A 25985-nucleotide genomic window follows, 5' to 3' on the forward strand; every position below is an offset into this window, starting at 1 on the left:
ATAAAGGGTAAGCATGGTAATGAGTTACACCCCAAGATGGACAAACCCATGAAAAGCATGTATAGTTTCTATCCAGTTTCTTGAGATAAAACGATGCAACTCAACCAAATATCAGTCAGGCCCATTTTAAAGCAAGAAGAACCAAAATATCAGGATTTGATGGAGGCCCAGCATTACTTAGGTGCTATTCCAAAAATTGGTGAAACCCTTTGGTATGTGGCCTATTCTGAAACAGAATGGATTGCACTGATCAGCTTTTCGGCCGCCGCATTAAAGTGTGCGGCTCGTGATAGCTGGATAGGATGGAGTTATCGCCACCAAACGGGCCGCTTAAAACTGATTGCCAACAACAGCCGTTTTTTGATATTACCGACGAGGCATGATAAAAACCTAGGATCACGCCTCCTTTCACTGTGCCTTAAACGCTTATCCAATGATTGGGTTGAAAAGTATGGACACCCTATTTTGTTGGTCGAGACCTTTGTCGATCCAAAGCGATTTCATGGAGGTGTTTATCGAGCCAGTAACTGGCAGGCTATTGGTTACACGAAAGGGTTTCGCAGGGTAACAGACGGTTACTCTGCTCAAACAGAGCACAAAAAGCTGATTTTCGTTAAGCCACTTCATCGTCGAGCACAATCTGTTTTATCTCACACTATATTAAGTCATCATTTTTTATTAGGTGAGGTAAAAATGAAAATAACGCGTCATCAAATGCGTTCATTACCGGATTTCTTCAAGGAAATTAATGATCCCCGTAGAGCCCAAGGGCGACGCCATAGAATACAGACTGTTCTGGGAATAGCCGCTGGAGCTGTGTTATGCGGCATGAGGAGCTATGAATCTATTTTTGACTGGGCTGAAAGCTTATCTCAAAAGTCCAGAGCGCATTTTCGTTGCCGTTATGATAAAGGCCGTTATGTGATTCCAAGCCTAAGCATTTTTAGAAATATCTTAGTAAGAGTAGACCCGAATGAACTTGACGCAGCCTTTAATGCCTGGAACAAAGCCTATGCCCAGGATGACAACTCACTCGCAATAGATGGCAAAGTCATGTGTAATGCGATTGATGAATCAGGGCGCCAAACACAAATAATGAGTGCTGTTGGGCATACCACAGGAATTTGCTACGCCCAAAAAAAGTAGGTACTTTGCCTGTTGGAGATGGGTCGGATGAAGTTAAGCAAACCAATGAAATAACATTTGCTCCGAAATTATTAGATACACTACCGATTGAAAATAAAGATATCACCAGCGATGCTTTGCACACCCAGACTGAATTCGCGCGTTATTTAGTAGAACAACGAAAAGCGCATTATTATTTTAGTGTCAAAGGAAACCAGCCGACACTGCTTGATGATATTACCACCTACTTTTCAAATGATAGCCGTTTGGCAGATTATGAAGACAAAGTGTCTGTCGGGCACGGACGAATTGAGATTCGTAGAATCTGGGTCACATCGGAATTAAGTGAGTATGTATTATTCCCTCATGTTGCCCAGGTTTATCGCATAGAACGAGAAATAACGGACAAGAAAAGTGGGAAAACATCACTTGCGACCGCTTACGGTGTGACCAGCAGAACAAAAAAAGACGCAGATCCGAAAACCATCTTATATAAAGTTCGAGGTCACTGGTCTATTGAAGTCAGTCATTATATTATTGACTGGGTTTTTGATGAAGATCGCTCAACAATTCGTACCGGTTATGGCCCTGAGAACATGACCCGTCTTAGGCGCTTTGCTATCGGATTAATAAAATCAAAAGTTGAGAAAGGGATTTCAAAGAAAATGAGGCAACTCAATAAGAATACCAGAGCTGTTTTAGACTATTTGAAAATTACAAAAAATACCAGGAGGCCTTGTGCCGCATAAGGTTTAGAATATGAACAAATTAACCCTGGGTTGCAGTCCCTTAAGCTTTAAATGCTTACAGTGCTGGATATAATAATGGTTGAATTTAAGCTCTATCGATGGTGTCATAACAGTGTAACCTCATTATTGTTAGTTGGATGAGCTTACAAGTTACCTGTTATGCATATAACAGGCAATGAGGTTACACTTTAAATTTAAGGGATGCGCTGTTTTTCTCCGCGATAGCGGCTTCGTCCAACGAATAAGGTTAGATTGTGATCGCGAAGCGAGCCACAATCTGAACCGTTTGTTGGACAAGCCCGGCACGATAGTAGGAATTCATTTAATGCGCTCTATGAAAATAGCTTTTTGTTGATCAGCCCGACTGATGAATCGAACCTCTGTTTTTACCTGTTTAACTGAACTTTGAGCGTTGTCCATTGCAGTCAACTCTCAAAGTCCAAGTATCGGAGCAAAATTCTGCCTTAATCTCCGATTTTAGCCCAAGCAACTCCCTCAGCATTTAATCCGCTGATAGCCTGGGTCGAAGTGTTTAAATTTACATAAGCGCTAGTGATTCCAATTGTTAAGTTGGCAAAGGCTGAAACATTATTTCCACCCTGGGTATTTGCCGACGCCCAACAACCATCGCCCCGCCACAACATTTGCAACTGAATGCCGGCCGTACTTTGAGTGCACGCAATATCTTCGTCGGGTCAAACTTTAGCAGGGAGTGAATCAACTTAATAACACCCTTGCTATTCGGATGTAAAAAGCCATAATTGCGCGCACGACGAAAGCCTTTAGGCAAAACATGTTGCAGCACCAGCCACAGAAATTTAGCCCCCGATACCGTTTTGGTTTGATAGCGTTTGGTTTTGCTGTCTTGATAACGGTAGGTTACTTTGCCATTTTGGCAGGATAAGATATCCTGTTCACGAATCACACCACGATACAGGTATCGACCCAGATATATCAATGCTTTATCGCCTGCACCGACAAACTTACAATCGACCACCCATTTTTCCGGAATAGCTGTGGGAAATGGCAACTTTTCTTCGTTCATACGCGCTAGCATCTTTGCACGAAATACTTTTGCTAGTGCTTTATGATGAAACAGGTATTTGCCTTCCTTAGTGCGCCAGAGCTTCTTGATTTTATCCACGATTGCCGCAGGCATAATGACATGAATATGCGGATGATAATTTAATTCGCGTGAGTGTGTATGTAAGACAGCAATCGCCCCGGCATCGCCTTGCAACTGCTTATCATTTTTACTAAAACTCTGTAAAGTCGCCCAGGCACAGTCAAACATCATACTGTAAAGTAACCGCGGATGCTGCCTGGCTAACGACCTTAACTGCGCAGGTAAGGTAAAGGTATTCATAAAATAATCAGCAGGGACTTGTTTTTGTACCTGTCGTTCAATCCATTGTTGACTCTCATGATGTTGACAATGCGGGCAGTTACGCTGGCCACAGGAATGAGGCACAAAGGTTTGATAGTCACAGTCTGCACAGTTAACCTGCATCACAGGACTCAGCTGTGTCCGACAGCTCTTCATGGCATGTAATGCACTGATCTGATTGGAGCGTAAACGAGATTGATACTCGCTTAAAAAGTCAGACTGAAATTGATCAATCACTGCAGCTAGGGTTATCATGAAATCTGCCCCCAGTGAATAGAAAAGTCATTGACTAACTGATTAATGTGCAGCTCTGCATTCTCATCGGTAATATCGGTCAAATGCGTATAGCGAGCCGTGGTTACTAAACTGGTATGGCCCAGAATCTTCTGCAACTCAACTAAATCAACCCCGGCTTCTAACAGGTGAGTGGCGTAACTGTGGCGCAGCGAGTGGCAGGAAATCTTTTTTTTAGTCCCATTTCTTGCGTCACAAGACGGATTGTCTTCTGGATGCCACCGCGATCAAGGGGGGATTCAGCAAGATGTGCACCTTTTAGACCCCGGGCACGGTTGGGAAATACCAGCACTGGATTTTTATGCACAGCCCAAAACTTACGCAACACCTTCAAGGTATTCACAGGCAAAGGCACAAGCCGATCCTTATTGCCTTTGGCATTGCGAATATGTACCCGCATGCGTGTCGCATCAATATCACCTACTTTCAGGCTTAAGCCCTCGCCCAAACGTAAACCTAGACTGTAAATCGTAAAATAAAAAACTCGATAGCTTAGATTACGGGTCGACATAAACAGTTGTTGTGCTTCAACCACAGTGACAATATCGGGTATACGCGTACATCGTGGTGGTTTAATCATTAGCACATCAACCCACGGCTTTTGTAGCACATGTGTATAGAAAAACTTGAGACCATAGAGATCTAGTTTCACGGCACTCCAGGAAAGGCGGCTTAAAAGAGCATGAAAATAATCCACCAGTTGATCTTGCGTTAAGTTATCCAGATGCCCCTGAAAGTGTTCCCCGATACGGCGAATAGCGCGTGAATAAGCGTCAATGGTTTTGGGTTGCAGTCCCTTAAGCTTTAAATGCTTACAGTGCTGGATATAATAATGGTTGAATTTAAGCTCTATCGATGGTGTCATAACAGTGTAACCTCATTATTGTTAGTTGGATGAGCTTACAAGTTACCTGTTATGCATATAACAGGCAATGAGGTTACACTTTAAATTTAAGGGATGCGCTGTTTTTCTCCGCGATAGCGGCTTCGTCCAACAAACGGGATAATTGGTTTGGCTCTTGCCCTAGTGAAGGACGACCCAGCATATGATTATCTTTTAGCGTATCCTGTTCAGTATTCAAATACCGCTGAGTTCGAGTGTCTAAAACAAAATAAGGATAACCGCCACATTCAAAAGTGTAATATAATCGTGTTCCAAATGTTCGCGGGCTATGGCACCATTGATAACTCATATATGCATTCATAGCCAGGACAAATAATTGTCGTTTAGAGCCATTTGCAAAACGATCCTGAGTCCAGTTATCTTCAATTTCATGGTCGTCTAAAATCATGTAATTAGGAACCGTACGCAATAACTCACGCATATTCCGTGAACCGAATGCCGTTAAATAGCGCTCCTGAAACTCTTCAAAAGTATCTGCTCGCCCTACTGGTATATAGCGATTTAGTTTGTCGGCATAAATCTGATCACCCACCATTAGCACAAACCTAGGGGCTGGTTCTTTTTTACTCGGTTTAGACACTTGCCCGGCAATTGGCCCAAAAATCCGATCCGCATGTTTAGTTCGCCAGAGTATTCCAGGAAAACGGCAAGACCCTAAAATAAAACTATATTTATCAAGTAGTTTTTTTGCATCGGGAAATGTGCGAAACTCTGCAATTGAACGATTTCCATCTAATTGCCCATCATCCAGCAATACATCTCGCCAGACATTTGCATCAGGCAAGCGATCAAATAATTCCTGATCTTGAATCATGTCATCATCAGGAAAGGGATCATCAATCGTTAAAGTTGCGACCCGCACGGAATATTTTGTATCCGCAAGTAAGGGCTGCACGCTTGCTTTAGAATCTATACCAGATTCTTTACCTAATAGAAATGTACCCGTGCGATCATATTCGCGATGCAACCTAAAATAATAAATTGGCGAGTCCTTAACCGATTTACCATCAAGCGCAATAATGGTAATAATACCTAGCGTTCGCCGTGAAGAAGATAGCTCAGTTTTGTTATCCTCTGGATCTCCGGCTCTGATCCAGATTCGACAGCAATCATCGGCTGTATGTCCAACTATAGGGCCTAATCCTGGAATGCGTAAACTACTCATAATTTACTCCTGATACATTTATTGCATTTTAACCTTTACAGAAAAGGTCTTTACACTATTTGTCATAAGTATAGCTGATTACGTACAACTCTCAGCTACAGTAGAATAAACCTAGAAAATCAGCATGTTAAAAACCTCGTCATTCCCGAAGTCTACCCAGTCAAGCGTGGGCACAAGCTTTATCGGGAATCTGTACTAAACCCATGAGATTCCTGCTAAAAGCTTGCAGGAATGACGGAGAATGGCTGAAAGTCATGGGTAATCAGGTAAGTATATGTGGTGCATCAATTTAACATTTCTGTAGATGGGTAGAAGTAGCACTTGTCTTTTTAGGTGCGCAGTGACTCGCAAGAGCGCGTAATGAAACCCATCCGCAAAACCTAAAACACTCACAATCTATCTAATCCTAGCTTGCCGGTCGCCACGCTGAAACACCAAAATAAGCAGCAACAATGGCCGTTAAAAAACCTTCCATCCATGCAAATAATGTCTGGCTTCCTTGAATCGATATAAGAATCTGTGTACCAGCAATTCCATCAATAATTGCGGATAGAAATAACAGTGTTAAAGAAGCAACTAATGCATAAAGAGAGATATAAGCCATCAGCCGCCTATTTTTAAATCGCTCAGTCGAAAAAATGATCAAATTGGTTTTATCCTCATCGGAAAGCTTATCATTCTCTGCAATCTCAATCATAATCCGTAACGGGTCTCGCCCTGCTTCAGATGTTTTATCTATACTTGCTGGTATGACGCTGCTCATAAATTCCCCCTAATTAAATAAAAATTTTTCCCGGTTTAAACTATTTTTGCTAAAACTTCGAATAACCACTGGTGTGGATACATGAAATTACTAAGCCCATAATAAGTATCTAAAAATTTGCCAGGCAGTTGAACCTATAAAAATGAGTTATATGGAGCTTTTCCAATAATATTAAAACCCGGATTCCGGCAAAATTAATAGATAACATACTTCGTCAAAATTCAAGGGCTATAAAACTTTTTTGGTTTATAACAAGTAGCTACAATAAAAGTTAACACTCCTTCCATTCCGGCAAATAAGGTCTGACTTTCATGAACCATTGCGAGAATTGTTGTTCCAGCGATACCATCACTTATTGCAGCAATAAATAGTAACATTAAGGAAGCGACTAAAGCACATAAAGCAAAATAGCCAATGAACCTGCCCCTTTTATATTTATTCTGCACAAGCATGATTAATTCAGATTTTTTCTGATCAGATAAATTCTCATTTTCAACAATTTCCATGATAACCCGTACTGGATCTCTTTCTTCTTCAGCCAAACCTTCCTGATTTAATATGGAATTAGCATTCATATTTGATCCACCGAAACAATCAACCTTAAAAAATAGTAAGTGCTGTTATGCAATATACAATTGAAACTCAATATAACATAACGTGTACTCGTTACATTGCTCTATTAAGCAAGCTTACACTAACAAATCAAATGACACATGACCCAAATGGGTCAAAATATAATTTTTTATAATCCTGATTAAGGCCTACGCAAGCCACCAAAATTTATCACTCCAATCCCCCCACTAGAACATTGAATAATGCATCAAACGCAATAAACTGGTTATTTACGGTCTCTTGAACTCCTAATTTCTCATTCTGCCAAGCAAATATCAAATTAAACTGAATATCCTCTAGCCGGATTTTTCCTAAAGGCAAAGTTGGAACAACACAAACTACAAAAGTACATCAAAGCACAACTCAGGATTAACAGGAAAAACGAGTGCTATGCTTGTATTTAAATTCCTAAGCAGTCATTTAATGTGAAAAATCAATGACAGGAGCAACTCAGTTTAAAATGCAATAACAACCTAACTCCTTGGCTAAGTTGCACAGCTCATGTTATAAAGATAGGACGTATTTTAATATCTATGAAAAATAATAAAAAAGGCTGAAATATGGCTCAACGAACTGAGGTAATAGACCTTAATGCAATACTGGCTACAGCCCCTGGAAATGCTTTAATCTGGAATCGCTTTCTTGCAGAACTAACCTGGCAACTGAATTGTGACTCAAGTGTTCTACTGGTGACTGATCTCATAAAACGCGAAAACACCCATTTTCTATTCAGTGTAAATATACCTTTGGGATATCAGAAAAAGTATGAACGCGAATTCAACAGACTAGATAGTTTTAATTATTTCATTAGCAAAAATCCCAAGCAAATTCATTTTAACCAGACTCTGGAAGACGAAATTAACCATGGAATTGAAAAAAATTTCAAACCTCTATCCGAGCAACGACACCGCATTGGAGTATCTATCCCCTGCAATCACAATCACGCCCTCAGCTTAATAGTCAACCGAAAGCAAGCCTTTAATGATGCAGAACTAAAAAAGTTCAACCAAATTTTTCAAGCCATCATCTCACCGCTGGAAGAAGCATTACATGGTGAGCAGCGTTTCAAGATTAATAGCCAGATTCTACATTACATGGGCGAACATTTTGATGGTTATATCATTATTGATCGTCATTTAAATATTCTTTTTTCAGACCCTGTGTATACGTCGATTATCAGCCAGTTAGATTGTGTAACGATATCTAACGACCGGATTCAAATGAAAAATTCGCTGATGAAACAACAGCTACTCACATTAATTGAGCTAAATCAGGAAGCAGGTTCAGTTCATAACCAGTGCCATTCCTGCCAAATCAGCTTAATCCCTATTTCAAGCCTAGAAAATTTATACAAATGGGAATGCTACAAAGATGGATTTATTCTTACCTTTACACACGATAAAGCTAAAAATCCTAGCCTTAACCGCCTGACAGAAATATTCCAACTATCTCGATGCGAAGCTGTGTGTGCACTACACTTCATGAAGACCCCCTCAATTCCTGAAGTAGCATCAAGCACCTACCGCTCACAGGAAACTGTACGTAATCATATAAAACATACTATGCAAAAAATGGATGTCCATAATCAAGCAGAATTGATGAAAAAATTATTAACCCTGTCAGCGCTTTAGCCAGAAACTATATAAGTTAAAACCCAAAATATAAAGAGAACAATTAATAATTCTATATTCAATACAAAAATCAATTATAATAAAACCTCCAAAGGGGACGACCTGGCTTCGACGTGGGTAGCAAAACCTTAGGTGCATGTCGAGGACAGTACACCTCGTAAAACCTACTGAACTTAAGTATTCGCAAATGACGAAAACTACTCAATGGCTTTAGCTGCTTAAACCCAGCACCATTCTCCTGGCTATCTGTGCTTATGCGGGTAGAGTCCTTCGGGACATCCAGGAGTCACTCTACATAAGATCGCGTTAAGAACTTTGTTCGGAGTTCCGCCACGTTAAACCCAATCGAAATCGCTAAAAGTATCTTGGTCCGACGGGTAGCTTCTAGTTAAATTAAAGTGCGGAATAAACATGTAGATCCAAAGGCGGAGTGCTTGCGGACGGGGGTTCAATTCCCCCCGTCTCCACCAAATCACATAAAAGCTTGTAAATTATTAAATTTGCAGGCTTTTTTTGTTTGTAGCATTCTGTTAATTCCTTAACAGCATGACAAACAATTCAAATGTCCATTCTCCACTGGCTTAATAAAAACCAAGCGGTGACTACCGCTAAACACACTCTGCTTATGTGACTAACGATGATTCTGCTGAAAAACGTAATGTGGGTGAATTATGGGCAGAAGTAAGTAAAGGGCAATGTTTGTTTCTTATGGAGTTGAGCAAGATAATCAAGGAAGAGATGTTAGGCAACAGATTCTTTCGATTATTCTAGAAACCTCAGTTGAGCAGGGATTTTGTGGAAAATCTGAGTGCGCAAGACAAGGCACAGCTAGCAGGCAATGGCCGTAGCCCTTGGCAATAGCTGTAACGCAGTATTTCTTGCTCAGATTTATTCACAAAACCGTGAAGCGGAGCCTGTTCACCCTGCAGGTGATAAGTTGTTACGGTCATTATGTTTTAAATTCAAATGCTTAGAGTTTTTTTAGCGTTTAACTGCGGTTTTTAGGATTATGGAATAATGTTGCTAAACATGTATTAAAATCGAACCATTGGAGTAATGAAAAAATAGACATTTAATTGTTGACCATGACTTACATAACCATGATGGCGAATTAGCCGATGGTATTACCGAAGCCTTTATAGCCTGGGCGAAACCTGAAAAGCTGAGTTTTTGAAGTTAAGCCATGAACCTACAAGACTTCATCTTCTATAAAACAGCAGATGGCAAAATACCCGTTGCCCTTTATGGCAATTTAGCCTAACCAGAACCAACTGATAGAACTTTTTGCCACCTCCAAGAAAAATATTAGCTTACACACACTTAACATATTGAAAGAAAAAGAATTAGAGGAAAAGTCAGTTGTAAAGAATTACTTAACAACTGCCGCCGATGGTAAACAATAATCCGTTATCCATTACGCCCTGCCAATGATACTTACCATAGGTTTTCGGGTTAAGGGAGTGCGTGGCACGCAATTTAGGCAATGGGCAAACCGCCACTTACAAGATTATATCAATAAAGGTTTATCATGAATGATGTCTCACCAGGATAGTAAAATGAGTTATCAACCGCCCTATACCATTACGCCAAAAATCTTACATTTAATCGCTGAAATCAGTGAAAACCTGGGGCGTTTGTCTATTTTGATGGAGCAATCAGCAAATTTACGTTTACGCCGAATCAATCGTATTCGTACCATTCAGGGTTCATTAGCGATTGAGGGAAACACCTTAACGGAGCAACAAATAACCGCCATTTTAGAAGGCAAACCTGTTATTGCTCCGCCACGCGAAATTCAAGAGGCACGTAATGCACTGGCAGCATATGAGCAGCTCGAACAATGGCAAGCGAGTAGAGAAGCGCATTTGCTGGATGCTCATTTATTACTAATGCACGGCTTAATTGATGAGGCAGGCACCTATCGTCATAAAGGCGTGGGTGTTATGCGAGGAGATCAAGTGATTCACATGGCTCCACCTGCTAATCGGGTTAATATCCTAATGGGCGATTTATTAAGCTGGTTAAAAACAACCCCTGACCATGCTTTGATTGCAAGTTGCGTGTTTCATTATGAATTTGAATTTATTCATCCTTTTATTGATGGTAATGGTCGCATGGGGCGGCTATGGCAAACACTGATTTTAAGCCAATGGAACCCTTTGTTTATTCATATCCCTGTAGAAAGCATGGTTTATGCCCAGCAAGAGGCTTATTATCAAGCACTAAATGAAAGCACGTCACAAACAGATTCAGCCCCCTTTATTGAGTTTATGTTGACTGTTATTTTAGAGGCTTGTCTGCTTGCCACCCCCCCAAGGCAACCCTCAAGCCACCCCCCAAGTATTTAGGTTACTGAATGTGGTAAAAGGTGAAATGAGCCGTGAGCAATTACAACAAGCTCTTAAATTAAAAGACCGAAAGTCATTTAGAGAACGCTATTTAACCCCTGCTTTATCTGGAGGGTTAATTGAGATGACACTCCCAGATAAACCGAATAGTCCTCTACAGAAATATTTTTTAACTACTTTGGGTCTGAAATTGACTAAAAAAATTGGTTTAGAGTAGACTTATTCATGGTTGTAGTAACTCTGTACAAACCTTCTTATTTGACTCCTAGAGATTCAGGCGACAGTGATTTAACGTCTTTATCCCTTAACCATCTAGACGCATATTTAAAACACAAGCCTAAAGTTTCACTTTCTATTAATTGCCCTGCTAAGGTATTCCCTGCAAACACATTTAGAGCTGCGTTCTCTAATAAGCATTTCAAGCCCTAATAAATTGAGTATATGTGTCACTTTATCGAACTGTACGGTGCCTTTACCATTTTCCAGGTCATTAATAAACCGTGTCCCTGTCTGTGCAAGACCCGCTAATTCGACTTGCCTTAACGCTTGCTGTTTTTCGGTATTGAGTCACAAGTGCCCCAACCTCTTTTGCTGAATAAATAACCCCTATCGATAATTTATCTTCACTCATAATACACCTGTTTAGATTACATATTGAATAGTGCGGTACATTAGGTTATTAGCAGTAAGTATTTACCAATTCCGTAAGAAGTTGCGCACATTCTTTTTGGGTGTTTTAGCCAACTTCTCAAGCAAATTAAACGGAATATCAGGTATATCATAATGTTGGTTTATATTCTCTAGCATTGCCATCCATAGCTTTGTCGTCATTTGAGAGTCGTATAATGCTCTATGAAAAACACCCTCTGCATGAATATTTGCGTACTTTACGAGAGTTCCTAACTTATGATCTGGCGCATTGACCTGTCTGCTGTTGATAGGACGCGTGGCAGCCTGGGTTCTGCTAATCTCAATAAAGTAATCCAGGGAAAAGCTAATCCACCACATCAAAGTAAGTGCCAATTAAAAGTAGGTGAACGGATATTTAGGGAAGGTGACCGTGTGATTCATCGTCGTAATAATTATGATCTTAATGTCTTTAATGGGGATATAGGAAAAATTATTAGCATCGATAATGAAGAGCTTACGGCTATCGTTTCATTTTATCCTGATAGCCGGGAAGTGAATTATAAGAAAGAAAATATTATGGAGCTTGATCTGGCTTATGCAATTACGTTTCATAAGTCCCAGGGCAGTGAATTTAAAGCGGTTATTATCCCTATCCTTACCCAGCATTTTAAGATGCTTTATCGTAATCTGATTTATACAGGTTTAACCAGAGCAAAAGATTTGGCAGTTTTTGTGGGTACAAGAAGAGCCTTGTCTATGGCCATACAGCAACAGGATGTTAGTCAAAGGCAAACCTGCTTTAGAAAGTTTGATTAAAGGTTAGGCAGTGTATAGAAAAGTCAGGTTGCGAAATATGAACGTCCCTTTACGACCTATAGCGGGCATTCAGTTATTTTAAATTTCAATCGATACTGGCCCTTTTGGCTTCGGTTAGATTATGGAATTGGCTGCCCATGTTGCCATAGCTCATATTCACTAATATCAATATCTTCATTCCAAACAACTGCATAACCACCATTTTCGACTTTTACAGCTTTAAATAGAGCTAAATTTTTCAGTGGACTAAACATTGCTTTTTTTAACAATGGGCTTACATCATATTGTTTTGTTTGATTGTTATCGAACCTAACTATCAATTGATAATTATCAAGAGCTTTAACTAATTTGACTTTTGGATAACTCATTTTTTATTTTAGTGCTGGTAATTTATGAAATTCTTGAGTGTCCCACATTTTTCTTAATGCGCTTTGATTTTGATTCGCCCATTCGATCACCAACTTCTTAGCTCGATTTGGTAAGTCACCTTCAACCATTTCAAGTGTTTCTATATTGAACAATCCTACATACTCCCCATAAACTGCATGAAAATGTGGTGGAGGGTGGTCTCCGAAAAATAACTTTATAACAATCCCGTAAAATCTTGCTATCTCAGGCATCCTGTTTTTTCCTATTTTTTGCCATAACGCCTTGGTCACTTGACGCAGGCAGATGTTCGATGAACTATGAAAACGCATTTAACTTTGATATAAAAATAACCTTTGAAAGTCGAGTAGCCCATGATAACTTCCCCCTCAGGTCTCACAGAACCGTACATGAAACTCTCGCTTCATACGGCTCTTATCATCCAACGGTTTTATTAAGTAAATCTCCAATGTACAAACAAATTGGGTTCTCGTTTCTGATAACCTATTACCCAGCGTATCGCTTGAGCGTTTGTTTTCAACCATTTGTACTTACGCTTTGCCCATCTTGCTAGCTTGGCATTGAGATATAATAATACGTGCTTTAATTCTACTCGTCCATATTTCCCACATAACTGGGGTCGGAGTAAAGTTAAATAATCCATTATTTCAAGCTGGCTGACCTAATGATATTCTAATAACACCAGGGGCAGGTCTTTGGTTTATGACTACGTCTCAGACAGTGATATTGTTAAGAATCATAAATAAAAGACCCCGGGGTTTGGATTCGGAGGTTTATGAGGTTTATTACGCCAAACCCAGATTACTCCTCATTGATGAAGTCGGTTATCTTTGCTACAGCAACCGCCATGCCGACCTACTGTTTGAAATCATCAATCGACGCTATGAAAAAAACGCAACCATCGTCACCACCAATCGACCCTTTAGCGAATGGAATGAGGTATTCCCCAATGCAGCCTGTGTAGTCTCACTGATTGATCGCTTAGTGCATCACAGCGAAGTGCTTGCTATTGAAGGCGAATCCTATCGTATGAAAGAAGCCCAGGAACAAGCCAGTAACCGCCGTAAAGCCAAGATAGAAAATAGAAAAGGAAAAAACACTAAGAATCACCACACACTGAACAACGGAACAAGCTGAAGACATATTTACCTTGCTTGATGACCTAAAAATAGCCATCTGGCAAAGCTATGGCGAAGATATTGTCACAATCCCCCTATGTCAACATACCTGTCGCCTGTAAAAATTAATATTAGGAGACAGAAATGGCCATATATAGCCAAGAATTTAAAGTACAATCTGTAGAAAAAGCATTATCCAAACGTGACGAACAAACGCTTCACGATATTGCCGATAATTTACATATTGGTTATTCAACACTTCAAAGATGGATCCGATTAGCCAAGGAAAATAAACTAGAAAATCCTGAAACAAATATGTCAACTGAAAAAAGCCCACAGAGCTGGACTAAAGCACAACGTCTTGAGGCTGTAATGGACTGTCACGGCCTGAACGATGAGCATCTTAGCTCTTACTGCCGAGAAAATGGAATTTACCCGCATCATGTTCAGGAATGGAAATTAGATTTTTTATCAGAACATCAAGCATCTAATTCTACCTCCAGGCAGGAACAAAAAAAACTCAAACAAGAAAATAAACGACTACAGAAAGAGCTCAATCGTAAGGACAGAGCTCTCTCTGAAACGGCGGCTTTACTGGTGTTATCAAAAAAGTGCCAAGCGATCTGGGGGGAAACGGAGGTCGATTAATCTCCTACCCAGATCGCAAACAATACTGTGCACTCGTTAATGAGGCGGTACAAAATGGAGCAAGACAACAGCTGGCTTGCGAGCTTGTTGGCATTACTGCCCGTACTTATCAACGATGGAATCAGGGTGAGAAATTATCAGAAGACCAAAGAATTTATAATGATACCCCTGCACACAACAAGCTATCAGAGGCCGTTACGCAAGAAATATTAAAGGTCATTAACCTGCCAGAATATAGCACGTTAACCCCCCTTATCAAATAGTACCTACTTTATTAGATTCAGGTCACTATATTGCATCAGAATCAACATTTTACCGAGTAATGAAGGCGCATAATCTACTTAAACACAGAGGTAAAGGGACAGCAGCTCAGCGCAAGAAACCCCGGTCACTAAAAGCGACTGCAGCCAATGAAATCTATTCATGGGATATTACCTATTTATTAAGCCCGGTAAAGGGACAGTACTATTATTTGTATATGGTGATGGATATTTATAGCCGAAAAATAGTTGGCTGGCAGGCTCATGATTGTGAATAAAGTTCTCATGCTGCTGATTTAATAGAAGATATTGTCTACCGAGAAAAAATAGATAAAAACCAGTTGGTAATTCATTCCGACAATGGAAGCCCGATGAAAGGTGCAACGTTAAGAGCAAAAATGATAGATCTGGAAATCAGTCCATCGTACAGCAGGCCACGTGTTAGTAATGATAACCCCTATTCGGAGTCTCTATTTAAAACGGTCAAATACCATTACACCTTTCCAGAAGCCCCCTTTGTCAACCTACACGAAGCAAGGCACTGGGTGGAACAGTTTGTAGATTGGTATAACAATGAGCATCAACACAGTGCGATTAAATATGTAACACCTAATCAACGCCATAAGGGCTTAGATAGTGCAATTCTAGAGAAGAGAAAGAGTGTTATCGAGCAAGCGAAGGAATGTCATCCTGAGCGCTGGAATGGGCGTAACACAAGGAATTTAGACCCTATAAAAACTGTTTTTCTGAATCCTGATAAGGATGAAATCAGCTCGGCAGAAAACGAATTACAGTTGAAAAATATCGCTTAAGTTAACAGTAAAGCAATCGGCGACATAAGCCGCCCATTACCCTTGACAGTCATCGGCTCCTCAGCCTGTACTGTAAGAATATTATATCATTACCCTTGCTTAAATACCTTGGGGGTTTGGGGGCAAAGCCCCCATGAACTTGCGTAGCAAGTTTTATATCACAAAAATGCGACAGGTTGGTTGACATATAGCGTAAGAAAACCAAGGAAACGGATGCAATTTTTGAACAAGTTCATTCAGTCAATGGAATGGAATGGCAGATATCAACCCAAAAGAGATTCGTATATCAATTGATGCCAAAGCAAGAATGAATATAGGAAATTTTTCACGGGGAGGACGAAATCGGGTTTTAACAAAAGCAGAGGATCATGATTTAGATGTTAAGGAAAAGTTAACTCCTTTTGGTTTTTATCTGCCTGAACATGATGATTTTTTCCTTTTCTTTACAGCAGGCTATGCCAGCAGTGATTTCATCGTTGACCGATTGGAAGAAATTTGGCCAGAAATTCAAGAAAAATATGGAGTAGATATTCTGACACACACGCTGACAATGGTATGGAGAACAGTAGCTCCAGAACTCAGTTTATAAAAAGGCTTGTGGAGTTTGCTGAAAAAAGCAACATAAAGATAAAACTGGCCTACTACCCTCCTTATCATAGTAAATATAACCCAATTGAACGAGTATGGGGAGCCTATGAAAATCATATTAGTGGCGACATAATGGATACAGTTGAAACAACTTTAAAATTTGCCAAAAGTATGACCTACAATGGCAAAGCACCTATTGTTAAATTAACAGAAAAAATATATGAAACAGGAGTAAAGGTAGGTAAAAAAGCAATGAAGACGTATTATCAGTTTGTTGACCGAATGCCATCGTTGGAGAAATGGTTTTTGACCATTTCTCCTGGTTGTTCTGGATGATTATTTCTTTCCATCTCCCTAAGGCCAGGTATAGAATCGACACTCTGGAAAATGACTGCAACCTAGATAATTCTGGCCAATTTTTTTACCTCGAATTGCACTGCGGATTTCAAGTGCATGGTGACATTCTGGGCACGAGTCCCCCGCTTTATAAACCTTTACGACAGGGTTGGGAGCAATAGCTTTTGATTGAGGCTCTTTTACCTGCGTGACAATGGCATTAAGCAGCAAAATTTGTTGCTGTAAAAAGCCATTAATATCCTGCCCTTTATTATTGGCGATATCATCGAGTTGCTGTTCCCACTGAGCAGTTAAGAGCGGGTCTTTGATAGCATTAGGAACGGCATCAATTAAATTAATTCCTAAGCTTGTCGCTTTAAGACATTTCTTTTCTGCAACAATGAATTTACGCTGAAACAAGGTCTGAATGATGTTCGCTCGGGTAGCTTGCGTCCCTAAACCTGCGGTCTCCCTTAATACCTTCTTCATGACCTTATCGGTCACCTGAGTACCAATGGTTTCCATCGCTTTGATCAAGGTACCTTCCGTAAAATATTTAGGAGGCTGGGTTAATTTATCTAATAATTTAAGATGATCACACGGCAGTTTCTCCCCTTTATTAACCGTGGGCAACTCCCGTTGATTATCGCCGCCTGCTTTAGAAAACCTCTGTTTGCTAGCCTCTGTTTCAAGAGCTTGCTTCCATCCTTTAACACGCGCTATACGACCACTGGCTTTAAATTGATCGGATGCTATGCTGACGATAATGGTGCTTTGGTCATACTCATAATCTGGAAAGAATTGGGCAATATAGCGTCTGCGGATCAAATTGTAGATATTAAGCTCTTTAGCATTAAGCCGTGCAATACCTGGCGTTGCCTGTGTTGGAATGATGGCATGGTGAGCCGTTATCTTTTTATCATTCCACACTCGGGAGCGTTGTTTGGTATTGGCTTGTGCAATAAGATCATTAAGGCTTGAGTCATTGTTGCACAAGGCATTCAGTATACTGCTGGCATCGTTAAACTGACTGAGCGGTAAATATTCACAATCACTTCGAGGATATGATGTCAGCTTATGTGTTTCATACAGTGCTTGAGCTATATTCAATACATCTTGAGCCCCGTAGCTCCAGCGTCTTGATGCTTCTTGCTGTAATCCCGATAGATTATAAAGTAAGGGGGGCGACTGTTTTTTTCTAGCGGTGGTTGCGGTGGTTACTAAACCCGTTTGATGTTGGCATCGCTCAATGACCGCCTGAGCTACTTTTTTATCCAGACACTGCTTCGCTTGTTCAGCTTGAGTTTTAGAGTGTATTTCGGGAAACTGCCATTTTGTCTCTAATAACTCACCGCTCAGGGTTTTAAAGTAAGCCATGACCTCGTAGTAGGAAACAGGCTTAAAATGAGCAATTTCACGATCCCGATTAACGATTAACGCTAAGGTCGGTGTTTGTACTCTTCCTACTGAGCGAACTTGCCGGTCATTTGCTAATAGCGTAAAGGCACGCGTTAAATTCATGCCAATTAACCAATCCGCCCGGCCTCTGGCTAAACCGGAATGGTACAGTGATTCTGTTTCACTACTGGGTCTAATCGCCTTTAAGGCTCGTTGGACACTGACTGTATCGAGTGCTGATAACCAGAGACGACGCGTTGAACCTTTATAGTTAAAATAATCGAGTACCTCCCGGGCAATGGTTTCGCCCTCACGGTCAGCATCGGTTGAAATAACGACGCTATGACATTGCTTTAATAACTTCTTTAAAACCGTCAGCTGTTTGCTGGTAGACTTCTTCCCCGTCATTTTCCAATCTGTAGGCAGAATGGGCAAATCAGTTAATGACCAACGTTTATACTTAGGATCGTATTCATCAGGTGGGATCATTTCAAGCAAATGGCCAATACACCAGCTCACAATGACTTTTTCACCTTGTAGATAACCATCATTCCGTTGATTAGCTCCCAGGATCTTCGCTATATCACGTCCTTGTGATGGTTTTTCACAAAGGTAAAGTTCAAAGGTTTTTTTTGCTCTGCTAACCAAAGGGGGATGTTCTCGACAGTGATGAAGGCTAACTCGCCTTGAGGCATTTATTTAGGTCGTATTATAACCATTTTTACAAACCCTTTCTGTGGTACCAATGCTTGTTTTAGTCGTTGCAATTTCATTTTAACAACATTTCAAGATATCAGTTCATTCATATCCAAGTTCCTTTTCAAGCACTAAGATTGATTCTTTGACATCATCCAGGTAAGCCTTCCAACTTACTATCTCCTCACTGTTAACGTTTGTAGTATCAAGCTCTCTTAATGTCTCACCCAATCTACTAACTTTTCCCATTGCTGATCTATGATACTTTTTAATTGCTACGGCTTGCTCGTCGGCTGATGGCTCAACGGGTTTAGCTGAAGCTTTTACAGCCTCTTTAATTGTATTAGTCGTGATAGGTTTATCTTCAGCTTTAGCCTCAACTGCTGCCTTATCCAATACTGCTAGTCTTTCTCCTTTCGGGGCTTTTGCTAAGGCGACTAATTGAGGCGTGCTTATATCGGACAGTTCAGAAGAGGTAAAGATAGATTGGACTGCTGGAACGCTTAAAATATCAGAAGTTTCTTGTTTAGTTACTTGTTCAGGTTTTGAATCAGAGACTGAGGGATCAATTGAAGAATCAATACTTTCTGACGCAACGTGATTTTCAAAAGAACCTGTTGTGTCGGGAAGTTTTACAGCATTATTTACAGGATCAGCTAACCCAGCTAATAGTTCCTGCTGAACTTCACCGGCCTGGGCTAATTCATTTAGTCTGGATTTTTTCAGATTAAGTGTGCTTTCTCCCCAAGCATGATAGGAATCAAAATTCAGGGCGCTATACGCTTTGGTATCTCTCATTTTATGGCAGGCTGAAATGGCCTTATCCTGCCCTGCTTTTAACTGATTAAGACCCTCTTTTACTTGTTGCTCTAATTCCTTAGCTCGTTCTACTGTAGGTACTTGATTAATTACTTCATTACTCATTTGTGATTTCTTGCCTTACTTAATGCATAAAAAAATATTTTAGAAACACAATGCCTGCTATAGCAGGATACATATGCTTCTCAAATATTTATCATTTTATCTTAATGTCGATTATTTTAGCCACCTCATCAGCACTTGTCTTAAGCTCCCATAGATTACTTGAAGACCTTTTTGAAAAAAATAGCTTACCGCTACTCATTTCTCAGTGCATTTCTTGACGCTCTATCCACAAGTGTAAAGAACCTATCAATTTCATTTTTTTGACTAGTCGCTTGATGTCCACGCACCTTGACCCGTTCTAAATTAATTTGATCGGTTATTCTGTAAAAATCCTCATACAACTCATAATTGTTAAGCAGCTTATTGTTCTTTGAGCGGTATTCTCTTTTCTCTAACCGCTCCCGTCTACCCGGTAACCCAATAATATTTTGAGAGTCTGTATACACAATCACATTACTCCCAGGGGCTTGAGCAGTATTAGGGTCAGACTGGATAGAAATAAAAAATATGTTATTATCTGGTTACACTTTTAGAAATCAACAGTAGATGAGATAAAAATGGCGCGACTTCCCCGTTTTGTAATTTCAGGGCAACCGCAGCGAGAAAATAATCGAGATGTTATTTTTGTGGCTGATGAGGGCTATCAGTATTTAATAAATCTTTATAAGTAGATTAGTCCGACTTATAATGAGTCATAAGGCACACATGGGTATTTATTATGTCAGAATCTGAAAGCATCAAAGCCAATATTGCTTTTCACGAAAAAATGTTTTTTGCGGCTATTGCTGTGTTAATTACATTAGCTGGATGGATGGCTTCAAATTACACTATTGTCAGTGGTTTGCTATTGGTTTCAGCTTTTGTTGTTAGTATTTTATCAGGTGTATATGTTATTTATCAATACCGGCTTATTAAGCGATTAATTAAGGAGTTAAAAGATGTTTAATGAAATTGTTATGTTTTTGGCATCCCTTGTACTTATTAGTGTTATTGGCTATTTAGCTTGGGATTCTTACAAAGAATTCAAAGAACACGAACAAAAATGAATCAAAAAGGGGTATACCAAATAAAGTAAAACAGGACAGGTCCCGAACTGCGAATTTTTCCGCTTTTCTAACAATAACACCTTCAGAACTTGGGTGTAATTCAAAGGAAGCCACAAGTTAAGGCCACGTATAAAACCGACACTCTGGAAAATGACTGCAACCTAGATAATTCTGGCCAATTTTTTTACCTCGAATTGCACTGCGGATTTCGAGTGCATGGTGACATTCTGGACACGAGTCTCCCGCTTTATAAACTTTTACAACAGGGTTGGGAGTAATAAGTACCCATGCAAAATTAATTTAACCTTTTATGCAAACTCTACTTTGTAATTCTTTCCAATATTAGACAGCACCTTAAATAATTCTTCCTGAAGAGAGGCATAGGATTCATAAGCTGAAAAAGGAAGCCATTCGTATTTTATTTTACGCCATATAATCTCGATAATATTTAACTCGGGTGAGTATGGCGGTATACGGTAAATGGATAGGTTTTTTTCTTTCCACCTTTCAAGGTTTTCATTAAATTCATTACTCGTATGAGTCGATGCATTATCAATAATAAGAGTTGTTGGTTTTTTAATCTGTTTAGCAAATTCATCAATACAAGCCACAACAACCGAAGTGTTTACACTCCCTTCAAAAACAAAAGAATCAAACCTGCAATCTCTGTTAACAAAACCTAATACATTAAGACGCTTGCTGTTTGAGCTTGGTATTTCAATCGTCTCACCTGACTGTTGCCAAGCATAAGGAACACAGGGTTCTAGTGTAAACCCCGACTCATCAAAGTAGCACAAATCAAGTTCATTCTCTTTATGTTGTTGTATTAATTCTTTTATTTCATCGGTTGCCAAATAAAATTTATCTTGATTACGCTTTATCCTTAAGGATTTTCTAACTCGTTTCCAAACAAGATCAGCTTGTTTACAAATACGTTTTATAGTATCAATGCTAACTGAAATGCCTAGATCTTCTTCAAATTTTGCTAGTACTGATTTTAATGATCTAGGAGATTTTTCAACTCTCTGGACAGTATTTGCTAATAGCGTAAAGGCACGCGTTAAATTCATGCCAATTAACCAATCCGCCCGGCCTCTGGCTAAACCGGAATGGTACAGTGATTCTGTTTCACTACTGGGTCTAATCGCCTTTAAGGCTCGTTGGACACTGACTGTATCGAGTGCTGATAACCAGAGACGACGCGTTGAACCTTTATAGTTAAAATAATCGAGTACCTCCCGGGCAATGGTTTCGCCCTCACGGTCAGCATCGGTTGAAATAACGACGCTATGACATTGCTTTAATAACTTCTTTAAAACCGTCAGCTGTTTGCTGGTAGACTTCTTCCCCGTCATTTTCCAATCTGTAGGCAGAATGGGCAAATCAGTTAATGACCAACGTTTATACTTAGGATCGTATTCATCAGGTGGGATCATTTCAAGCAAATGGCCAATACACCAGCTCACAATGACTTTTTCACCTTGTAGATAACCATCATTCCGTTGATTAGCTCCCAGGATCTTCGCTATATCACGTCCTTGTGATGGTTTTTCACAAAGGTAAAGTTCAAAGGTTTTTTTTGCTCTGCTAACCAAAGGGGGATGTTCTCGACAGTGATGAAGGCTAACTCGCCTTGAGGCATTTATTTAGGTCGTATTATAACCATTTTTACAAACCCTTTCTGTGGTACCAATGCTTGTTTTAGTCGTTGCAATTTCATTTTAACAACATTTCAAGATATCAGTTCATTCATATCCAAGTTCCTTTTCAAGCACTAAGATTGATTCTTTGACATCATCCAGGTAAGCCTTCCAACTTACTATCTCCTCACTGTTAACGTTTGTAGTATCAAGCTCTCTTAATGTCTCACCCAATCTACTAACTTTTCCCATTGCTGATCTATGATACTTTTTAATTGCTACGGCTTGCTCGTCGGCTGATGGCTCAACGGGTTTAGCTGAAGCTTTTACAGCCTCTTTAATTGTATTAGTCGTGATAGGTTTATCTTCAGCTTTAGCCTCAACTGCTGCCTTATCCAATACTGCTAGTCTTTCTCCTTTCGGGGCTTTTGCTAAGGCGACTAATTGAGGCGTGCTTATATCGGACAGTTCAGAAGAGGTAAAGATAGATTGGACTGCTGGAACGCTTAAAATATCAGAAGTTTCTTGTTTAGTTACTTGTTCAGGTTTTGAATCAGAGACTGAGGGATCAATTGAAGAATCAATACTTTCTGACGCAACGTGATTTTCAAAAGAACCTGTTGTGTCGGGAAGTTTTACAGCATTATTTACAGGATCAGCTAACCCAGCTAATAGTTCCTGCTGAACTTCACCGGCCTGGGCTAATTCATTTAGTCTGGATTTTTTCAGATTAAGTGTGCTTTCTCCCCAAGCATGATAGGAATCAAAATTCAGGGCGCTATACGCTTTGGTATCTCTCATTTTATGGCAGGCTGAAATGGCCTTATCCTGCCCTGCTTTTAACTGATTAAGACCCTCTTTTACTTGTTGCTCTAATTCCTTAGCTCGTTCTACTGTAGGTACTTGATTAATTACTTCATTACTCATTTGTGATTTCTTGCCTTACTTAATGCATAAAAAAATATTTTAGAAACACAATGCCTGCTATAGCAGGATACATATGCTTCTCAAATATTTATCATTTTATCTTAATGTCGATTATTTTAGCCACCTCATCAGCACTTGTCTTAAGCTCCCATAGATTACTTGAAGACCTTTTTGAAAAAAATAGCTTACCGCTACTCATTTCTCAGTGCATTTCTTGACGCTCTATCCACAAGTGTAAAGAACCTATCAATTTCATTTTTTTGACTAGTCGCTTGATGTCCACGCACCTTGACCCGTTCTAAATTAATTTGATCGGTTATTCTGTAAAAATCCTCATACAACTCATAATTGTTAAGCAGCTTATTGTTCTTTGAGCGGTATTCTCTTTTCTCTAACCGCTCCCGTCTACCCGGTAACCCAATAATATTTTGAGAGTCTGTATACACAATCACATTACTCCCAGGGGCTTGAGCAGTATTAGGGTCAGACTGGATAGAAATAAAAAATATGTTATTATCTGGTTACACTTTTAGAAATCAACAGTAGATGAGATAAAAATGGCGCGACTTCCCCGTTTTGTAATTTCAGGGCAACCGCAGCGAGAAAATAATCGAGATGTTATTTTTGTGGCTGATGAGGGCTATCAGTATTTAATAAATCTTTATAAGTAGATTAGTCCGACTTATAATGAGTCATAAGGCACACATGGGTATTTATTATGTCAGAATCTGAAAGCATCAAAGCCAATATTGCTTTTCACGAAAAAATGTTTTTTGCGGCTATTGCTGTGTTAATTACATTAGCTGGATGGATGGCTTCAAATTACACTATTGTCAGTGGTTTGCTATTGGTTTCAGCTTTTGTTGTTAGTATTTTATCAGGTGTATATGTTATTTATCAATACCGGCTTATTAAGCGATTAATTAAGGAGTTAAAAGATGTTTAATGAAATTGTTATGTTTTTGGCATCCCTTGTACTTATTAGTGTTATTGGCTATTTAGCTTGGGATTCTTACAAAGAATTCAAAGAACACGAACAAAAATGAATCAAAAAGGGGTATACCAAATAAAGTAAAACAGGACAGGTCCCGAACTGCGAATTTTTCCGCTTTTCTAACAATAACACCTTCAGAACTTGGGTGTAATTCAAAGGAAGCCACAAGTTAAGGCCACGTATAAAACCGACACTCTGGAAAATGACTGCAACCTAGATAATTCTGGCCAATTTTTTTACCTCGAATTGCACTGCGGATTTCGAGTGCATGGTGACATTCTGGACACGAGTCTCCCGCTTTATAAACTTTTACAACAGGGTTGGGAGTAATAAGTACCCATGCAAAATTAATTTAACCTTTTATGCAAACTCTACTTTGTAATTCTTTCCAATATTAGACAGCACCTTAAATAATTCTTCCTGAAGAGAGGCATAGGATTCATAAGCTGAAAAAGGAAGCCATTCGTATTTTATTTTACGCCATATAATCTCGATAATATTTAACTCGGGTGAGTATGGCGGTATACGGTAAATGGATAGGTTTTTTTCTTTCCACCTTTCAAGGTTTTCATTAAATTCATTACTCGTATGAGTCGATGCATTATCAATAATAAGAGTTGTTGGTTTTTTAATCTGTTTAGCAAATTCATCAATACAAGCCACAACAACCGAAGTGTTTACACTCCCTTCAAAAACAAAAGAATCAAACCTGCAATCTCTGTTAACAAAACCTAATACATTAAGACGCTTGCTGTTTGAGCTTGGTATTTCAATCGTCTCACCTGACTGTTGCCAAGCATAAGGAACACAGGGTTCTAGTGTAAACCCCGACTCATCAAAGTAGCACAAATCAAGTTCATTCTCTTTATGTTGTTGTATTAATTCTTTTATTTCATCGGTTGCCAAATAAAATTTATCTTGATTACGCTTTATCCTTAAGGATTTTCTAACTCGTTTCCAAACAAGATCAGCTTGTTTACAAATACGTTTTATAGTATCAATGCTAACTGAAATGCCTAGATCTTCTTCAAATTTTGCTAGTACTGATTTTAATGATCTAGGAGATTTTTCAACTCTCTGGACAGTATTTGCTAATAGCGTAAAGGCACGCGTTAAATTCATGCCAATTAACCAATCCGCCCGGCCTCTGGCTAAACCGGAATGGTACAGTGATTCTGTTTCACTACTGGGTCTAATCGCCTTTAAGGCTCGTTGGACACTGACTGTATCGAGTGCTGATAACCAGAGACGACGCGTTGAACCTTTATAGTTAAAATAATCGAGTACCTCCCGGGCAATGGTTTCGCCCTCACGGTCAGCATCGGTTGAAATAACGACGCTATGACATTGCTTTAATAACTTCTTTAAAACCGTCAGCTGTTTGCTGGTAGACTTCTTCCCCGTCATTTTCCAATCTGTAGGCAGAATGGGCAAATCAGTTAATGACCAACGTTTATACTTAGGATCGTATTCATCAGGTGGGATCATTTCAAGCAAATGGCCAATACACCAGCTCACAATGACTTTTTCACCTTGTAGATAACCATCATTCCGTTGATTAGCTCCCAGGATCTTCGCTATATCACGTCCTTGTGATGGTTTTTCACAAAGGTAAAGTTCAAAGGTTTTTTTTGCTCTGCTAACCAAAGGGGGATGTTCTCGACAGTGATGAAGGCTAACTCGCCTTGAGGCATTTATTTAGGTCGTATTATAACCATTTTTACAAACCCTTTCTGTGGTACCAATGCTTGTTTTAGTCGTTGCAATTTCATTTTAACAACATTTCA

Annotated in this window: 27 protein-coding genes, 1 other RNA gene and 2 pseudogenes; 14 read left to right on the forward strand and 16 right to left on the reverse strand. The window is 39.6% G+C overall.

Going from position 1 to position 25985, the window contains the following annotated elements; translation table 11 throughout:
* Nucleotides 1-93 precede the first annotated feature (93 nt).
* The gene (locus ACQY3F_RS16450) at nucleotides 94-1146 is read left to right on the forward strand and encodes a Druantia anti-phage system protein DruA (RefSeq protein WP_428353913.1); all 1053 of its coding nucleotides are present in this window, start codon (nucleotides 94-96) and stop codon (nucleotides 1144-1146) included.
* Nucleotides 1125-1874, forward strand: coding sequence for an ISAs1 family transposase (locus ACQY3F_RS16455; protein WP_428353157.1), 750 nt, complete (start codon nucleotides 1125-1127; stop codon nucleotides 1872-1874). The genes ACQY3F_RS16450 and ACQY3F_RS16455 overlap by 22 nt, the downstream gene beginning before the upstream one ends.
* Nucleotides 1875-2439: 565 nt before the next feature.
* Here the strand turns inward: ACQY3F_RS16455 and ACQY3F_RS16460 are convergent.
* From ACQY3F_RS16460 to ACQY3F_RS16480, 5 genes and pseudogenes are all read right to left on the reverse strand, one after another.
* Nucleotides 2440-3516: an IS91 family transposase gene (locus ACQY3F_RS16460; protein WP_428352924.1), complete on the reverse strand. Its 1077-nt coding sequence runs from the start codon at nucleotides 3514-3516 to the stop codon at nucleotides 2440-2442.
* Nucleotides 3513-4420: pseudogene (locus tag ACQY3F_RS16465) on the reverse strand (tyrosine-type recombinase/integrase). Before ACQY3F_RS16465 ends, ACQY3F_RS16460 begins: the two are co-directional and overlap by 4 nt.
* Before the next feature lie 73 nt (nucleotides 4421-4493).
* Nucleotides 4494-5624 (reverse strand): alkaline phosphatase D family protein, encoded by a 1131-nt coding sequence (locus tag ACQY3F_RS16470; protein WP_428356017.1) that lies wholly within the window; start codon nucleotides 5622-5624, stop codon nucleotides 4494-4496.
* 406 nt (nucleotides 5625-6030) lie between these two features.
* A complete protein-coding gene (locus tag ACQY3F_RS16475) occupies nucleotides 6031-6387 on the reverse strand; it encodes a hypothetical protein (protein ID WP_428356018.1) in 357 nt (118 codons plus the stop codon).
* Between the two features lie 221 nt (nucleotides 6388-6608).
* A complete protein-coding gene (locus tag ACQY3F_RS16480) occupies nucleotides 6609-6962 on the reverse strand; it encodes a hypothetical protein (protein ID WP_428356019.1) in 354 nt (117 codons plus the stop codon).
* A gap of 597 nt (nucleotides 6963-7559) precedes the next feature.
* Between ACQY3F_RS16480 and ACQY3F_RS16485 the strand changes: the two genes are divergently transcribed.
* The 6 genes from ACQY3F_RS16485 to ACQY3F_RS16510 all read left to right on the forward strand — a co-directional run bounded on the left by ACQY3F_RS16485 (nucleotide 7560) and on the right by ACQY3F_RS16510 (nucleotide 12424).
* Entirely contained in the window at nucleotides 7560-8630 is a 1071-nt protein-coding gene (locus tag ACQY3F_RS16485; protein WP_428356021.1) for a helix-turn-helix transcriptional regulator, read from the forward strand.
* Between the two features lie 93 nt (nucleotides 8631-8723).
* Nucleotides 8724-9100: a transfer-messenger RNA gene (gene ssrA / locus ACQY3F_RS16490) on the forward strand.
* A 939-nt stretch (nucleotides 9101-10039) separates the two neighbouring features.
* Complete coding sequence (rhuM, locus tag ACQY3F_RS16495; RefSeq protein ID WP_428357715.1) at nucleotides 10040-10162, forward strand: RhuM family protein; 123 nt, start codon at nucleotides 10040-10042, stop codon at nucleotides 10160-10162.
* Nucleotides 10163-10978 carry a Fic family protein gene (locus ACQY3F_RS16500; RefSeq protein ID WP_428356023.1) on the forward strand — a complete coding sequence of 272 codons (816 nt, stop codon included), beginning with the start codon at nucleotides 10163-10165 and terminating at the stop codon, nucleotides 10976-10978.
* 10 nt (nucleotides 10979-10988) lie between these two features.
* The gene (locus ACQY3F_RS16505) at nucleotides 10989-11195 is read left to right on the forward strand and encodes a Fic family protein (protein WP_428356024.1); all 207 of its coding nucleotides are present in this window, start codon (nucleotides 10989-10991) and stop codon (nucleotides 11193-11195) included.
* Nucleotides 11196-11884: 689 nt separating this feature from the next.
* On the forward strand, nucleotides 11885-12424 hold the full coding sequence (locus tag ACQY3F_RS16510) for an ATP-dependent DNA helicase (RefSeq protein ID WP_428356026.1): 540 nt from the start codon (nucleotides 11885-11887) through the stop codon (nucleotides 12422-12424).
* A 119-nt stretch (nucleotides 12425-12543) separates the two neighbouring features.
* Here the strand turns inward: ACQY3F_RS16510 and ACQY3F_RS16515 are convergent, their stop codons facing one another.
* Together ACQY3F_RS16515 and ACQY3F_RS16520 are read right to left on the reverse strand one after the other, a co-directional pair.
* The gene (locus ACQY3F_RS16515; protein WP_428356027.1) at nucleotides 12544-12792 is read right to left on the reverse strand and encodes a DUF2442 domain-containing protein; all 249 of its coding nucleotides are present in this window, start codon (nucleotides 12790-12792) and stop codon (nucleotides 12544-12546) included.
* Between the two features lie 3 nt (nucleotides 12793-12795).
* Complete coding sequence (locus ACQY3F_RS16520; RefSeq protein WP_428356029.1) at nucleotides 12796-13044, reverse strand: DUF4160 domain-containing protein; 249 nt, start codon at nucleotides 13042-13044, stop codon at nucleotides 12796-12798.
* Nucleotides 13045-13486: 442 nt separating this feature from the next.
* Here ACQY3F_RS16520 and ACQY3F_RS16525 point away from each other — a divergent pair, with 442 nt between their 5' ends.
* From ACQY3F_RS16525 to ACQY3F_RS16540, 4 genes and pseudogenes are all read left to right on the forward strand, one after another.
* A complete protein-coding gene (locus ACQY3F_RS16525; protein WP_428357717.1) occupies nucleotides 13487-13948 on the forward strand; it encodes an ATP-binding protein in 462 nt (153 codons plus the stop codon).
* Between the two features lie 125 nt (nucleotides 13949-14073).
* Nucleotides 14074-15649, forward strand: a pseudogene (locus tag ACQY3F_RS16530) (IS3 family transposase).
* A 253-nt stretch (nucleotides 15650-15902) separates the two neighbouring features.
* On the forward strand, nucleotides 15903-16238 hold the full coding sequence (locus ACQY3F_RS16535) for an ISAzo13-like element transposase-related protein (RefSeq protein WP_428356030.1): 336 nt from the start codon (nucleotides 15903-15905) through the stop codon (nucleotides 16236-16238).
* Nucleotides 16205-16573, forward strand: coding sequence for an ISAzo13-like element transposase-related protein (locus tag ACQY3F_RS16540; RefSeq protein ID WP_428356032.1), 369 nt, complete (start codon nucleotides 16205-16207; stop codon nucleotides 16571-16573). The genes ACQY3F_RS16535 and ACQY3F_RS16540 overlap by 34 nt, the downstream gene beginning before the upstream one ends.
* An 18-nt stretch (nucleotides 16574-16591) precedes the next feature.
* Here the strand turns inward: ACQY3F_RS16540 and ACQY3F_RS16545 are convergent, their stop codons facing one another.
* The 3 genes from ACQY3F_RS16545 to ACQY3F_RS16555 form a co-directional block, all read right to left on the reverse strand.
* Nucleotides 16592-18619 (reverse strand): DNA topoisomerase III, encoded by a 2028-nt coding sequence (locus ACQY3F_RS16545; protein WP_428356034.1) that lies wholly within the window; start codon nucleotides 18617-18619, stop codon nucleotides 16592-16594.
* A 150-nt stretch (nucleotides 18620-18769) separates the two neighbouring features.
* Complete coding sequence (locus tag ACQY3F_RS16550) at nucleotides 18770-19591, reverse strand: hypothetical protein (protein WP_428356035.1); 822 nt, start codon at nucleotides 19589-19591, stop codon at nucleotides 18770-18772.
* Nucleotides 19592-19782: 191 nt separating this feature from the next.
* Complete coding sequence (locus ACQY3F_RS16555; protein WP_428356036.1) at nucleotides 19783-20043, reverse strand: hypothetical protein; 261 nt, start codon at nucleotides 20041-20043, stop codon at nucleotides 19783-19785.
* A gap of 266 nt (nucleotides 20044-20309) precedes the next feature.
* Here ACQY3F_RS16555 and ACQY3F_RS16560 point away from each other — a divergent pair, with 266 nt between their 5' ends.
* On the forward strand, nucleotides 20310-20537 hold the full coding sequence (locus tag ACQY3F_RS16560) for a hypothetical protein (protein WP_428356037.1): 228 nt from the start codon (nucleotides 20310-20312) through the stop codon (nucleotides 20535-20537).
* A gap of 217 nt (nucleotides 20538-20754) precedes the next feature.
* Here ACQY3F_RS16560 and ACQY3F_RS16565 read toward each other — a convergent pair whose 3' ends face one another.
* From ACQY3F_RS16565 to ACQY3F_RS16580, 4 genes are all read right to left on the reverse strand, one after another.
* Entirely contained in the window at nucleotides 20755-20937 is a 183-nt protein-coding gene (locus ACQY3F_RS16565; RefSeq protein WP_428357719.1) for a topoisomerase DNA-binding C4 zinc finger domain-containing protein, read from the reverse strand.
* 8 nt (nucleotides 20938-20945) lie between these two features.
* Entirely contained in the window at nucleotides 20946-22232 is a 1287-nt protein-coding gene (locus ACQY3F_RS16570; RefSeq protein ID WP_428356038.1) for an IS630 family transposase, read from the reverse strand.
* Between the two features lie 150 nt (nucleotides 22233-22382).
* Nucleotides 22383-23204: a hypothetical protein gene (locus ACQY3F_RS16575; protein ID WP_428356035.1), complete on the reverse strand. Its 822-nt coding sequence runs from the start codon at nucleotides 23202-23204 to the stop codon at nucleotides 22383-22385.
* 191 nt (nucleotides 23205-23395) lie between these two features.
* Nucleotides 23396-23656, reverse strand: coding sequence for a hypothetical protein (locus tag ACQY3F_RS16580; RefSeq protein WP_428356036.1), 261 nt, complete (start codon nucleotides 23654-23656; stop codon nucleotides 23396-23398).
* Nucleotides 23657-23922: 266 nt separating this feature from the next.
* On the opposite strand from ACQY3F_RS16580, the gene ACQY3F_RS16585 reads away from it, so the two are divergent.
* Nucleotides 23923-24150: a hypothetical protein gene (locus ACQY3F_RS16585; RefSeq protein ID WP_428356037.1), complete on the forward strand. Its 228-nt coding sequence runs from the start codon at nucleotides 23923-23925 to the stop codon at nucleotides 24148-24150.
* A gap of 217 nt (nucleotides 24151-24367) precedes the next feature.
* On the opposite strand, the gene ACQY3F_RS16590 is transcribed toward ACQY3F_RS16585, so the two are convergent.
* The gene (locus ACQY3F_RS16590; RefSeq protein ID WP_428357719.1) at nucleotides 24368-24550 is read right to left on the reverse strand and encodes a topoisomerase DNA-binding C4 zinc finger domain-containing protein; all 183 of its coding nucleotides are present in this window, start codon (nucleotides 24548-24550) and stop codon (nucleotides 24368-24370) included.
* 8 nt (nucleotides 24551-24558) lie between these two features.
* Entirely contained in the window at nucleotides 24559-25845 is a 1287-nt protein-coding gene (locus ACQY3F_RS16595) for an IS630 family transposase (RefSeq protein ID WP_428356038.1), read from the reverse strand.
* Nucleotides 25846-25985 lie beyond the last annotated feature (140 nt).

It is taken from the genome of Methyloprofundus sp. (genome assembly GCF_965251085.1).
Lineage (GTDB): Bacteria > Pseudomonadota > Gammaproteobacteria > Methylococcales > Methylomonadaceae > Methyloprofundus.

Excerpts from the sequence above, each read along its gene's own strand:
- ACQY3F_RS16450 (WP_428353913.1), top strand. The coding sequence starts at position 94 with ATGCAACTCAACCAAATATCAGTCAGGCCCATTTTAAAGCAAGAAGAA.
- ACQY3F_RS16460 (WP_428352924.1), bottom strand. The coding sequence starts at position 3,516 with ATGATAACCCTAGCTGCAGTGATTGATCAATTTCAGTCTGACTTTTTA.
- ACQY3F_RS16470 (WP_428356017.1), bottom strand. The coding sequence starts at position 5,624 with ATGAGTAGTTTACGCATTCCAGGATTAGGCCCTATAGTTGGACATACA.
- ACQY3F_RS16475 (WP_428356018.1), bottom strand. The coding sequence starts at position 6,387 with ATGAGCAGCGTCATACCAGCAAGTATAGATAAAACATCTGAAGCAGGG.
- ACQY3F_RS16480 (WP_428356019.1), bottom strand. The coding sequence starts at position 6,962 with ATGAATGCTAATTCCATATTAAATCAGGAAGGTTTGGCTGAAGAAGAA.
- ACQY3F_RS16485 (WP_428356021.1), top strand. The coding sequence starts at position 7,560 with ATGGCTCAACGAACTGAGGTAATAGACCTTAATGCAATACTGGCTACA.
- ACQY3F_RS16500 (WP_428356023.1), top strand. The coding sequence starts at position 10,163 with ATGATGTCTCACCAGGATAGTAAAATGAGTTATCAACCGCCCTATACC.
- ACQY3F_RS16510 (WP_428356026.1), top strand. The coding sequence starts at position 11,885 with ATGATCTGGCGCATTGACCTGTCTGCTGTTGATAGGACGCGTGGCAGC.
- ACQY3F_RS16515 (WP_428356027.1), bottom strand. The coding sequence starts at position 12,792 with ATGAGTTATCCAAAAGTCAAATTAGTTAAAGCTCTTGATAATTATCAA.
- ACQY3F_RS16520 (WP_428356029.1), bottom strand. The coding sequence starts at position 13,044 with ATGCCTGAGATAGCAAGATTTTACGGGATTGTTATAAAGTTATTTTTC.
- ACQY3F_RS16535 (WP_428356030.1), top strand. The coding sequence starts at position 15,903 with ATGGCAGATATCAACCCAAAAGAGATTCGTATATCAATTGATGCCAAA.
- ACQY3F_RS16540 (WP_428356032.1), top strand. The coding sequence starts at position 16,205 with ATGGAGAACAGTAGCTCCAGAACTCAGTTTATAAAAAGGCTTGTGGAG.
- ACQY3F_RS16550 (WP_428356035.1), bottom strand. The coding sequence starts at position 19,591 with ATGAGTAATGAAGTAATTAATCAAGTACCTACAGTAGAACGAGCTAAG.
- ACQY3F_RS16560 (WP_428356037.1), top strand. The coding sequence starts at position 20,310 with ATGTCAGAATCTGAAAGCATCAAAGCCAATATTGCTTTTCACGAAAAA.
- ACQY3F_RS16575 (WP_428356035.1), bottom strand. The coding sequence starts at position 23,204 with ATGAGTAATGAAGTAATTAATCAAGTACCTACAGTAGAACGAGCTAAG.
- ACQY3F_RS16585 (WP_428356037.1), top strand. The coding sequence starts at position 23,923 with ATGTCAGAATCTGAAAGCATCAAAGCCAATATTGCTTTTCACGAAAAA.